The sequence below is a fragment of the Lacrimispora struthionigena genome, from assembly GCF_048627165.1.
Classification (GTDB): domain Bacteria; phylum Bacillota; class Clostridia; order Lachnospirales; family Lachnospiraceae; genus Lacrimispora.
The window spans coordinates 598715-611414 of sequence record NZ_JBMBWP010000001.1 but is presented as its reverse complement, the minus strand read 5'-3'; the positions used below and the strand labels follow the sequence as shown (position 1 = coordinate 611414).

11 protein-coding genes are annotated in these 12700 nt (G+C 41.3%); 2 read left to right on the top strand and 9 right to left on the bottom strand.

Translation table 11 applies throughout. The features are described from left to right. Window positions 1–11 precede the first annotated feature (11 nt). The 4 genes from ACOAOT_RS02855 to ACOAOT_RS02840 all read right to left on the bottom strand — a co-directional run bounded on the left by ACOAOT_RS02855 (window position 12) and on the right by ACOAOT_RS02840 (window position 3232). Window positions 12–953 (bottom strand): VOC family protein, encoded by a 942-nt coding sequence (locus ACOAOT_RS02855; protein ID WP_420215587.1) that lies wholly within the window; start codon window positions 951–953, stop codon window positions 12–14. A 20-nt stretch (window positions 954–973) separates the two neighbouring features. Further along, window positions 974–1357, bottom strand: a complete 384-nt coding sequence (locus ACOAOT_RS02850; protein WP_420215586.1) for an SdpI family protein — start codon at window positions 1355–1357, stop codon at window positions 974–976. A gap of 27 nt (window positions 1358–1384) precedes the next feature. Continuing rightward, a complete protein-coding gene (locus ACOAOT_RS02845; RefSeq protein ID WP_420215585.1) occupies window positions 1385–2137 on the bottom strand; it encodes a DUF3784 domain-containing protein in 753 nt (250 codons plus the stop codon). A 168-nt stretch (window positions 2138–2305) separates the two neighbouring features. Next, window positions 2306–3232 (bottom strand): hypothetical protein, encoded by a 927-nt coding sequence (locus ACOAOT_RS02840; protein WP_420215584.1) that lies wholly within the window; start codon window positions 3230–3232, stop codon window positions 2306–2308. A gap of 316 nt (window positions 3233–3548) precedes the next feature. On the opposite strand from ACOAOT_RS02840, the gene ACOAOT_RS02835 reads away from it, so the two are divergent. Together ACOAOT_RS02835 and ACOAOT_RS02830 are read left to right on the top strand one after the other, a co-directional pair. Further along, complete coding sequence (locus tag ACOAOT_RS02835; protein ID WP_420215583.1) at window positions 3549–4952, top strand: AAA family ATPase; 1404 nt, start codon at window positions 3549–3551, stop codon at window positions 4950–4952. After that, window positions 4936–5637: a hypothetical protein gene (locus ACOAOT_RS02830; protein ID WP_420215582.1), complete on the top strand. Its 702-nt coding sequence runs from the start codon at window positions 4936–4938 to the stop codon at window positions 5635–5637. The genes ACOAOT_RS02835 and ACOAOT_RS02830 overlap by 17 nt, the downstream gene beginning before the upstream one ends. Before the next feature lie 51 nt (window positions 5638–5688). Here the strand turns inward: ACOAOT_RS02830 and ACOAOT_RS02825 are convergent, their stop codons facing one another. From ACOAOT_RS02825 to ACOAOT_RS02805, 5 genes are all read right to left on the bottom strand, one after another. Further along, window positions 5689–7827, bottom strand: coding sequence for a polyribonucleotide nucleotidyltransferase (locus ACOAOT_RS02825; RefSeq protein ID WP_420215581.1), 2139 nt, complete (start codon window positions 7825–7827; stop codon window positions 5689–5691). A 195-nt stretch (window positions 7828–8022) separates the two neighbouring features. Continuing rightward, complete coding sequence (gene rpsO, locus ACOAOT_RS02820) at window positions 8023–8289, bottom strand: 30S ribosomal protein S15 (RefSeq protein ID WP_104435364.1); 267 nt, start codon at window positions 8287–8289, stop codon at window positions 8023–8025. A gap of 188 nt (window positions 8290–8477) precedes the next feature. Then, a complete protein-coding gene (locus tag ACOAOT_RS02815; protein WP_420215580.1) occupies window positions 8478–9818 on the bottom strand; it encodes an amidohydrolase in 1341 nt (446 codons plus the stop codon). Between the two features lie 5 nt (window positions 9819–9823). Further along, entirely contained in the window at window positions 9824–11536 is a 1713-nt protein-coding gene (locus ACOAOT_RS02810; protein WP_420215579.1) for an adenine deaminase C-terminal domain-containing protein, read from the bottom strand. Between the two features lie 11 nt (window positions 11537–11547). Next, a complete protein-coding gene (locus tag ACOAOT_RS02805; protein WP_420215578.1) occupies window positions 11548–12654 on the bottom strand; it encodes an ABC transporter substrate-binding protein in 1107 nt (368 codons plus the stop codon). Between the last annotated feature and the right edge of the window lie 46 nt (window positions 12655–12700).

Here is a 12700-nt window from a genome sequence, read left to right as displayed (position 1 = left end):
CATCTCCTCGTTTAAAAGTATTTGCTGTATTCCTCTGTTGGAACAGGATTTTCCAAACCTAATACTCTTGGCCATAAGCCGGTATCTGCAATGATAAATCCCATTACCATGCCCATGTGGGTATGCAAATGCCGAAACTGTGCCAAAACAAGGGTAAACCTGTTGTATTCGCAGTCCCTTGGCATACAGGTTAATTCGTCATCGGTGAGTCTCAGTAGATAATCGGTAAGCTTACAGTTAATCTCTTCAAAATAGTGATTTATTTCCTCTCTTGTAAGCTGTTTAACTGAGATAACATCCAGATTGTTTAAATCTTTCTCATGAATCTCCGGTTCCCCATATTCTTTATCTCTGGGATTGATAAACCACAGATCCAGGGAATGCAGCATATGGTAAATATGTTTCCAGCACGGCATCTTAGCGTATTCCTTATTCCACAATTCATCGGGAACACAATCAATTATATTTTTCACTTCCCATAGGGCACGGCTGGTCTGATCTTTGATTATCTCAGCCAATGCAGTCTCTTTTCTCACTACTCTGTCAGCCATGGGGTGTCCTTCATGAAACTGAACCAGATCCCAGAGATTACCATACAGGTCTTCAAACACAGCCACAATACCATAATCCTGTTCCTTTGGTTCACGGATAAATGTAATTCCACGCTGCTTCATCTCTTCAAAGTCTCTGTAAAAATCATCCGTCCCCAAAAACAGGAATACCCTCCCTCCAGCCTGATTACCGATAAAGGGTTCCTGTATCGGTTTAGAGGCCTTTGCCAGCAGAACCGTAGTTCCATAGGCGCCAGGCGGAGATACCACAACCCAGCGTTTATCCTGTTCCGGCTGGTACGTATCTTCGATCAGATTAAAATGCAGTTTTTTTGTGTAAAAATCAATTGCTTCATCATAATCCTTTACTACCAGCGCAATATGTACCAGTGCCTGAGTCATAATAATATTCTCCTTTGTTTTTAGATCTGTATACGATTTCCGTCTTTATCAAAATTCTTTCTTAATGCGATTTCCGTTGGAATCAGGGTAGCCAGCAGGATAACTGTCTGCACACCTATCACCACGGAACCGATTTCACCTACTGTTTGTATGTCTTTTCCAATGAAAAACAACATTACCAGAGCAGATGGAATCAGCAGACAAAGACCAACGATCTTCCAGTTTTTTCCGCAATGGTGGTGAGCAAATTCCCAGGTGTCTTTGTTTTTCATAGACATGGTAGTTCTGTATCCCACCAGGTGATTTATTTCCTTGGGAGGATTTTTAATAAAAATATAGCCAATCACGATCATAATAAAAGGCAATACCAGATTCATTGCAGTCATAAAAATCCAGAAACCCATATGCGACTCTCCTATCTGTAATACAGACTATTTTAACAGTGACTTTAATTGTGTGTAAAGTGCCTCCGTTTTTTCCCGGCTCTGATCATTTATAATATGCAGTCCTTCTTCAGTTTCTATCAGGATAAAAGGAGGCTTGGAAGCATCGATATATACGTGGGCAGTTTTTCCGTCCGCATCAAACCGGCCTTTTAGGATGGAACCTAAATCAGAACCATTTTTCTTACTTAATCCAAAAGGCATGGTCTCTTCCAGTGTAATAGTTTTTATTCCATCAATGGGAATGGTTTCACCATAAAAGGATGATATTTTCAGGGTATCACCACCGATTGAATATACAGGGGGTAATGAAGCCCGGTACAACGTAATACATACCAAAAGGAGAACTGGAAACATAACAATAAAGATACCGGCAGCTATATACAACGTTTCCTTTTTGCTTTTGCGTATATCTTTCTTATTCTCATATCCCACCTTATAGCACCGGGTGTTGGTAAAATAAAAGGCTATGCCGATATCAGCGATCATGAAGATAAAATAAAAAATAAAATAGGGAGTACGGTAAACGCTGTCTAAGGGAATGAAAAAAAGTCCTGCAGTGGCGAAAAGTATGAGTAACATAGAAACCCCCATCGTCCGGCATAACTTTTGTGCATTATATTTTTCCTTCTCCTCGGGGCTTGACGTATTATACCCGGCAATGAGAAATGAACCACGTCCTGTCAGTAAAACGGCTGACAAAACAAACAACAGTATAAAAATAACCCATACAACAAACATTGCATCAACCTCCTGTCCCCCATGATATTATGTACCTGGTATTTCATTGAAACATTTTAGTCTCTTAATTATCAGGATATTACAAATGGCAGATAAGTTCAAGTCATTTGCCTTCTTTATTTTCATAATTAAAGCCGGGGAGATGTCTCCTCGACTTAATTTATTGATTTATTGAACAGGTTGACACGAATCGACAATATCTATAAACGTTGACTTATTCTTCTTATATAGAGATGGCGAAGTACTCTCAACTATAATAGCAAATTTATCTAAAGCTTTAAACTCTGCTAATGAAATAGCATAATAATATTTAAAACTATCTGTATCGCCGGAATACAGAACAGTTTTAATTCTCCTATCCTCTACAGTCTCATCTTTCATATTTTCAATAAATTGAAAATTATCACATTGAGTCTGCAACTCATCAATATATAAAGATAATGCATCTTCAGGGCTTAAATTATCTGCAAAATCTGCAATATCATAATCCAGAACTCCTGCTATTAGTTGTTCATCATATGTATAGCATTTTAAATCCAAAGATGTGGTATCCGTATCTTGTTTCCAATCATTGGGAAATGTAAATGAAAAATTATCTGTTGTAAAGGTTTTAGACTGTACAATCTGTGAATTGTTTTCATCCTTTACAGAAGAAAGTAATGCGATACCAATAAAAACTGAGGCGAGAAGAACTTCAATTATTAAGGCAATGAAGATACCTAAAACATTAGTACCACCATGTTTTTTTATGTACTGTGTTGCTTCCCATTCTGTCAATTGGCTGGTTTGCGACAGAACTTTTAACTCCATCTTCCTGTAATAAGAATTTGCATAAATACCGACTAATATATGGAGAATCAGTCCGATTCCCGGAAATATCATCCCAAATAAAGAAATTACTCCAAATGCCAAACCCTCAAAATACATTTTTCTGTATACCAGCCAGTATAAAGGGAAAAAGAATGCCGCCCAGTTCCAGCTGCTAAAGTTTTGCTGAATCATTCTGCCACGCCACTGTTTTTCGTAGTATATATAATTCTCTCCTACAAATAATTCAGCTTTCCTTTCATATGCATTCCGTTGTTCTTCTGTCATAAATGCTCCTCCTACAATTTAAGGTAATTGCTTATTAATTACCTAACCATTATACATATAATTGTTACAAAAAAAAGATGTATGTAATAAATAACACGCTGTATGTAATTTTTGGTATAATCTTGTCGTTTTATGATGGTTAATATGATTTATATGGCTGATTCCAATATCATAATATATTTTGCATGTATCATAAGATTTTAATTGTGTAATAATATAAAGTGATACAAATTGTATCGATATTTATTTTTTACATTGAGTTTTCTTTTATTTATGTTACTATAAAATTAATAAAAAATTTTTAGAGGAGGTATCTATGTCAGAAGCAATTGTCCGCATCAGCGAAATCCAGTTAACCGATTTAAAAAATACACATTTTGGAAAGCTTGAGATGCCAGCCTATGCAGAAAAGAACTATTTTTCAGATAAAGCAGATTTGCTTGGTATATATGGACAAAATGGTTCGGGAAAAACTGCCGTAATAGAAGCCATGGACATCATTCAGATGCTTTTAGCTGGAAAATCACTGCCGGAAGACGCGGTTCACTATATATCTGAAGAATCAGGAAGCTGCAGCATCACTGTGAAGTTTCTGATTCGTTTCTCTGACAAGTCCATTCTGGCCGAATATACGGCAGAGTTCATAAGAGGTGACAGTTTTCCCATGGAGATATCGGGAGAGACGTTAAGTACGGCTGTCTGGAATGGAACCCGGTTTGAAAATAAGAAAACTCTAATTGATTATTCCTCCTCATCAGACGGCCCCGTCTTTACGCCCAAATACCGTTATGAAGCCCTGGCTAAAAGCGGGGAAGACATCCGGATTAATTTAAGCGTGGCAAAAAAGCTTGCTCAAAAAAATACCGCTTCCTTTTTATTCAGCCAGGAAAGCAGAAGCATATTTCAGTCAGCACCGGAAGAGGTTACTCAAGATTACATGCCAGTGATAGAAGCTTTATACCAATATGCTTCTTTCAATCTGTTTGTTATCTCAAGCGCTCATTCCGGTTCCATCACCACCAGTTCCAGGCTTCCATTTGCGTTTCGTTTAAACCTGGGAAACCGGATTGCAAAAGGTGATTTAACGATCCGTCTTGATGATCCTTCGGTGATCAGCAAAGACCAGTTTCAGCTTGTTACCCAGATTATTGAAGAAATGAATTCGGTTTTAACCTCACTCATTCCAGGACTGACCATAGGAATTCATAACTTTGGGGAACAGCTTCGGGAAAACGGTACGCCCGGCTACCGGATTCAGCTGATATCAAAACGCGGTGATGTTGTAATCCCCCTTAAATATGAATCCGAAGGAATCATTAAGATTATCTCTGTTCTGAACGTCCTGATGTGCGTCTATAATCATCCTTCCATGTGCCTGATTATCGATGAACTGGATGCTGGAATCTATGAATATCTGTTAGGAGAGATTTTATCTGTATTTGAAAAAGGGGCAAAAGGCCAGCTTATTTTTACGTCACATAATTTAAGGCCGCTGGAGATGATTCACAAACGAAGCATTCTCTTTTCTACTGCTAATCCCTCCAACCGGTATATCCGGCTTCAGAATGTAAAAAGCAACAACAACCTGCGGGACATGTATTTGCGCAGTATCACACTTGGGGGACAGCCTGAAGAGATTTATGAAGAAACAGACAGTGTAGAGATTGGACGCGCATTCCGGCGTGCCGGGAAGGCGGTTTCCTATGATAAACAGGACTAAGAAAGTCATTCTTTTTATTGCAGAAGGACCAACAGACGAAGAAACCTTGTCCCCTGTTTTAAAGAAGATTTTTCAGAAGGAAGACGTCAGGTTTCATATTGTTCATGGGGATTTGACCAGTAACTGGTCGGTAAATGCCCAAAATGCAGTAAAAACAGTGAATCAGCACATTGATATAGAACGAAAACGTTATGGATTCGACAAAAAAGATATATTAAAAGTAATACATCTGGTTGATATGGATGGGGCATTTATCAAGGAGGATCAAGTAATTTATGCAGATCAGTCGGAAATCCTGTATTTTAACGATCACATAGAAACCCGTTCTCCGGAAACTGTAATTAACCGCAATGCAAGAAAATCCCAGATATTATCCCGGCTATCCCTTACTGGAAAAATTGGAGCCATCCCCTACTCTATTTACTACTTCTCCAGAAATCTGGAGCATATCTTTCATAACAGCAAAAAAAATCTGACTGATGAAGAAAAAGTCAATTATGCAGACGCCTTTGCAGATCGTTACTCTTCAAACCCTTCCGCCTTCATCTCATTACTTTCAGGTAATGATTTTACGGTTCCCGGTGATTACAGAGCTACCTGGGAATTCATCAGCCAGGGCAATAATTCTTTAAACCGCCACAGTAACTTTCATCTTCTCTTTCAGGAATTTCCGGAGAATGAATAACAGGCAGCAGACAGATGGATCCTGTCTGCTGCCTGATCTTTTAAACAGCCTTTATTCTGTTACAGTTTCTTCTTTCGCTTCCTTTGGCTCTTCTGCCTTCGCAGTTAAATCGCCTGGCTTCATGCTTAAGTTGATTCTGCCCATCTTATCTACTTCCATAACTTTTACAGTAACCATATCTCCAATGTTTACCACATCTTCAACCTTGGCAACTCTCTTATCGGAAAGCTTGGAAATATGAATCATACCGTCTTTGTTAGGAGCAAGCTCTACAAAGGCACCAAAATTCATAATTCTCACTACTTTACCAGTAAAGATCTGGCCTGCTTCAATATCAGTTACGATGCTCTTGATAATCTGTTTTGCACGGTCGATCATGGCCTGATCGGTTCCGCATACAGAAACACTACCATCATCTGAGATATCGATCTTCACGCCGGTTTCTTCGATAATCTTGTTGATTACCTTGCCCTGCTTGCCCACTACATCACCGATCTTCTGAGGATCAATGGAAATCTGGTCAATCTTAGGAGCATATTTTCCAACTTCCTTACGAGGCTCTGCAATGGCTTTTGCCATAACCTCATCAAGAATGTAAAGTCTGGCTTCTCTTGTGGTGCGGATTGCTTCTTCAATAATTGGTCTTGTTAAACCGTGAATCTTAATATCCATCTGAATGGCAGTGATTCCCTTATGGGTACCACCTACCTTAAAGTCCATATCTCCAAAGAAATCTTCCAGACCCTGAATATCAGTTAAAACTACATAATCATCATCTGTATCTCCAGTAACCAGACCACAGGAAATTCCTGCTACTGCTGACTTAATGGGCACACCTGCTGCCATTAAGGACATGGAGGAAGAACAGATGCTGGCCTGAGAGGTGGAACCGTTGGATTCCATGGTCTCGGAAACAGTACGGATTGCATATGGGAATTCCACTTCTGACGGAAGAACCGGAACAAGGGCTCTTTCTGCCAGTGCACCATGACCGATCTCGCGGCGTCCCGGTCCTCTGGAAGGTCTTGTCTCTCCTACAGAGAAGGACGGGAAATTATAGTGGTGCATATATCTCTTGGAAGTTTCCATATCATCGATGCCGTCCAGTCTCTGGCTTTCAGATAATGGAGCCAGAGTACAGATATTTAAAATCTGAGTCTGTCCACGGGTGAACATGGCAGAACCGTGTACTCTTGGAAGCATATCGATCTCTGCTGCCAGATGACGGATCTGATTCATGGCACGGCCATCCGGACGCTTGTGATCCTTTAAGATCATCTTGCGGACAGTCTTTTTCTGATACTGATAAATGGCTTCTGAAAGTACAGCCAGCCACTCTTCTTTTTCAGCAAAAGCCTCTTCTAACTTCTTGGTGATATTGCGAATGTTCTCTTCTCTGATCTGCTTCTCATCTGTAAAGACTGCAACTTCCATCTCTTCAGGAGTTACGATCTCTTTGATTGCTGCAAATAATTCTTCCGGTACTGCACAGCTGGTATATTCATGCTTTGTTTTTCCGCACTCAGCAACAATGGTATCGATAAACTTAATAATCTCCTGGTTTACCTCATGAGCTTTAAAAATTGCCTGAATCATAACATCTTCCGCAACCTCGTTGGCTCCGGCTTCAATCATAATTACTTTCTCTCTGGTAGAAGCAACAGTAAGAGCCATATCGGAAGCCTGCTTCTGTGCCTGAGTTGGATTGATCACCAATTCTCCGTCAACAAGTCCTACCTGTGTGGAAGAACATGGACCGTCAAATGGAATATCAGAGATGCTGGTTGCAATGGCGGAACCGATCATGGCGGTTAATTCCGGAGAGCAGTCCTGATCAACTGACATAACGATATTATCCAGAGTTACATCATTGCGGTAATCCTTAGGGAACAGCGGTCTCATGGGACGATCAATAACACGTGAGGTTAAAATGGAATTCTCAGAAGCCTTTCCTTCTCTCTTGTTAAAGCCTCCGGGAATCTTTCCGACTGCATATAATTTTTCTTCGTATTCTACACTCAGAGGGAAGAAATCAATTCCGTCTCTGGGCTTATCGGATGCAGTTGCAGTTGCTAATACAACGGTATCTCCATAGTGCATCAATGCTGCACCGTTTGCCTGCTTGGCAACTCTGCCCACTTCAACGGTCAGTGTTCTGCCTGCAAGCTCCATACTGAAACTCTTGTACATACTGGTATCTCCTTAAAAATAAATTTATATTAAACAGTAGAAGATGCCGAAACTACTGATCTGCGCGTAAAAAACATGTTGTTTCAGACCTTATTTTTTACGCGTACATCAGCGGTCTCGGGGGATACTTCTACTTTTAACATCCTTTTCTTAATAGACAGATAGGGTGGAGAAGTTCTCCACCCTAAATGTTTATTATTTTCTGATTCCTAACTTCTCAATTAAAGTACGATATCCTTCAAGATCGGTTTTCTTTAAGTAATCAAGAAGACCTCTTCTCTGTCCAACCATCATCAGAAGACCTCTTCTGGAATGATGATCTTTTGGATTCTGCTGAAGATGATCTGTTAACTCTGTGATTCTCTCTGTCAGAATTGCGATCTGAACTTCCGGTGAACCTGTATCGCCAGGCTTTCTGCCATATTCAGAAATAATAGCTGCTTTCTTTTCCTTTGAAATCATGTTGATTTCCTCCTTAAATTTAAGATTCTCACCTTGTACCAAGCAATGGATGGAGTGTCCGAAATACCGGGTACCGGCGCGTATTCATACTGATATAGTTTACCACAGGGGCATATAGTTGTCAAATACTTATATCCTCTTTTTATATTGTTGCCGGATCTTAAAATCTGATACCAGCTGACCTTAATTTACAGATCCAAATCCCGGTTAAGCTCCATATATTTTCCAAAATCCGTCTGTTTCATTTTATTTAAAAGGCAGTTTCGAATCTCTTCCATGTTGCTTTTTTTCAATCGTTTTCCTTTTACCAGACATTCTCCCGCCACATAAACAGTATCTACATTGGACGGATTGGCGCTGTAAACAAGGGCCGAATAAGGATCATAGACAGGAAACATATTGGCAGAATCCGTCTCTATTACCACCAGATCTGCCTGCTTTCCCGGTTCCAGAGATCCGGTTATGTGATCAAGCCCCAGAGCTTTCGCTCCCTTTATGGTTGCCATCTCAACAATGTCTTTTGCAGGAAATGCACTTCTGTCTTTTGTTTCATTTTTATGAAAATCTGCGCACAGCTTCATCTGGGTCAGTATATCCAGCGTATTTCCGCTTGCGGGGCCGTCTGTTCCAAGTCCAACCGCAATCCCTCTCTCATTCATACCGCTCACCGGAGCAACTCCCTTGGCAGCTTTTGTATTGGACCCGATACAGTGGGCAACGGACGCGTGGTTTTCTTTCAGAAGATCTAAATCCTCTTCTGTCATATGAATGCAATGTGCAGCCAGTGTTTCTTTCCCAAGTACTCCAATGCTGTTTAGGAAACTGACCGGAGTCATGTTTTTCTCTTTTTCAAAATATTCCATCTCATAATCCATTTCCGCCGTATGAAGGGTGAAGGGAACTTCATAGGAAGAATCAATTCTGTATGCCTCTTTTAATAGATCGGGAGAACAGGTGGTGGTACCGTGGGGTGCGATACAGGCGGAAATTCTTGGGTGGTTTTTATATTTTTTAATTAAGTTCTCCCCGTAAGCAATGGCTTTCATCGGATCCTTAAAATCACAGGCTCCCTCATCCATAACGGTCTGCCCGGCGATTGCTCTGAGCCCCATGTCATCCATGGCTTTTGCAGCCTCTTCTTCGTAATAATACATATCCATTACTGTGGTGACACCGGAAAGAAGCATTTCTGCGGCTGCATAGCGGGTAGAGAGATACACCAGTTCTTCATCCATGGATTTTTGTTCCATGGGAATTAAAAAGACCCGGAGACGGTCCTTACAGTCATCTCCAAGCCCCCTAAACGGAATCATTCCCATGTGGGTATGAAGATTTATCATGCCGGGCATTACGATTGCGTTTCTGGCATCCAGTAGTGTTGCATCACAAAGGCCGGCATCTCCCTCTAAGTCTTTCATTTCTCCGGTCATTGTAATCACGTCATCTTCAAACATCACAAAACCCGGATTATAGATTTCCCCTTTTTGATTCATGGTTACTACTGTAGCATTTACGATTACCGTTCTCACACTTTTCAACCTTTTCCTTTTTCATACTCGTATTTTTCAACCAGGGGAATTCCCTGCCTGTCTTTCGTATCAAACAATCCCTTATCACTGAGCTTTAACTCCGGAGAAACCAGCAGAGTCAGGGTTGAAATGGACATGATCACATTGCTGTTTTGATAGCCCATATCTTCGATCTCCCGGCGAACCTTACCCAGATTTTTGGAAAGCTTATAAAGTCCCTCATCAGAGAGGATTCCGCCTACAGGAAGATTGACAAAAGCGGTTACTTCTCCCTCTCTGGCTGTTACATAGCCTCCCTGCATGTGAACCACACGATTCTGCGCCAGAAGCATATCCTTTGGTGAATTTCCAAGAACCAGAAGGTTGTGGCTGTCATGACTCCAGGTGGTTGCCACAGCGCCTGGAAGTTTTAATCCATTCTCTACCAGACCGTAGGAGACATTGCCATTTTTGCCGTATCTTTCGTAAACCACAGCAAGGCACAACCCTGCCTCCTGCCAGCATAGGCAGTGATCTTTTACTGCAATCCTGCGTTTACCATGGCAGATTCTGGTTCCGTACTCCTGTACCTGCATGACTGACACCACTGCCTCTCCGTCCTTTATGTTACAACGGTTTAGTTTAAAGTCTGATTCTAAGGCAATCCGGCATTTTACAGACTGGTAGAACTCATCGGGATATCTGGTTTTATCTTCATTTGAGGGAGACTCATAAAGCTTTCCCTTTTTATAAACTGCCAGAGGATTGAAATGGTGCAGATCTTCTAAAATAATAAAATCAGCCAGTTTTCCAGGTGCTATCATTCCCCGGTCATTTAGTCCCATTCTTCTGGCTGGAGTCAGAGTACTGCAATAAACGGCCCTTTCTGCAGGCATTCCCTGTTCCACTGCCAGGCGAAGAATCCGGTTTAAATGTCCGGTTACCAGATGATCCGGCATGACATCATCTGTCACCAGTGCCACATTTTCATAAAGCTCATGGGACACAACGGCAGATACCACATCATGGGTTAAGGATTTCCCCTGAAGCTCCAGAAACATACCCATATCCGTTTTTTCCAGGACGGACTCCGGCGTCTGCTGGGTATGATCTGCATCCACTCCGGCTCTTATAAAAGCTGCCAGATCCCTTCCTGTAAGAGATGGGCAATGGCCTTCAATCTTAATATCCCGGCTGGCTGTCTGGCATAATTGAATCAGGCGTTTTATTTTTGTATTTTCCGGGGAAATTAAATCCCTGTGATTCATCACTTCTCCCAGGCAGATGACCCGGTCATCTTCTAACAACTTTAAAACCTCTTCTTCTCCCACTACACCGCCGGTTGTCTCATACGCCTCACCTGCTGCCGGAACACTGGAAGGGATGGCATAATAGATATCCAGATCCGTTTTTACTTCCATAAACTGGCTGATACCTTCCATTCCAAATACATTGGCTATTTCATGAGGATCTGCGACTACTGTCGTGACACCCCAGGGAAGAACCGCTCTGGAAAATTCCGCTGGTCCGATCATGGAGCTCTCCATATGCATATGGATATCAATCAATCCCGGTATAATATAGTTATCCTTTACATCTACCACATGGTCTGCCTCATAACAGGAAGCAGGGGAAACGTCATAGAACTTTTCCCCCACCACTGCAATGTCCGCTTTTTCAAAACACTGCCTGTATGTCCGGTAGACCCATCCATTCTGAATCAATAAGTCAACCTTCATATTCTCATTCCTTAGCTGTTAATAATACGGTTCCACTGGTCAATCCAGTCTTTTAAAAGTGGGTTTACAAAGGAATAATCAAGAACCTTTGCATTTTCTGCAGTTTTTCCGTATGTCATATTTTTTGCATTTTCTTCATCAACCGTTACCTGATTGTTGGTTGGTGCCTCATTAAGTGCCTTGGTTGTCTTGTCCTGAAGCTCCTTGCTTAAGCGGTAATTGATATATGCATAAGCCAGTTCTTTGTCCTTGCAGTTCTTGGTAATGCTGATGGTGTTGAAGTTTGCATAAGTTACATCAGGAGTTACATACACCAGATCTGGATTCGCCTGTTTGATGGTCGGAACGCCGAAATCTCCTACAATCGCTGCCTTGATCTCACCAGAGGTAAACATATTGATTAAGTCAGAAGATTTTGCGTAAGTTTTAACCAGGTTAGGCTTTAATTCTTCCAGTGCCTTAAATGCAGCCTCTCCCTTATCTGTTGTGACATCAACACCTGCATGATCGCTTGCCATATAAACCATAGCAGGACCAAAAGTAGTGGTGATATCCGGAATTGCCACACTTCCTTCTAATTCTGCTTTCCAAAGATCATCAAAGCTGTTGATTTCAAATCCAACCGCTTTCGGATCATACATAATGCCAATGCTGTTAATGGTATAAGCAACACCCTGTCCGGAATCTGCCATGGTTTTTGCTGTTCCGATTAAGTTCTTGCTGTTTTCAATCTTGGATAAATCTAAGGTCTCAAATAATCCCTCTTCGATTCCTTTTGCAGTCATTGCCTGGGATAACTCAATTACATCGATAGTGCTCTGAGAATCTGCAGACAGCTTTGTATAGCGCTCATTGGTGCTTCCTGTCTCTGTTACAATTTTGCATCCAAACTCATCTTCAAATGGTTTGTATACTTCTTCTTCCGAAATATCTTCGCTTAATCCGTAAGTGGATAACACCAGCTTCTTATCTCCGCCAGATGCGCTCTTTTCTGCGGCAGTGCTCTGTTCTGCTGTGGTGCCTGTCCCTGCTGTGGTGCTTTCTCCTGTACTCTTAGCAGCGCCGCAGCCTGACAGTGCGATGGCTGCACATAAAGATAATGCCAATACTTTTTTCATAATTTTAATCCTCTCTTTTTATCATTTGCCGGCTTTATTGCCGTTG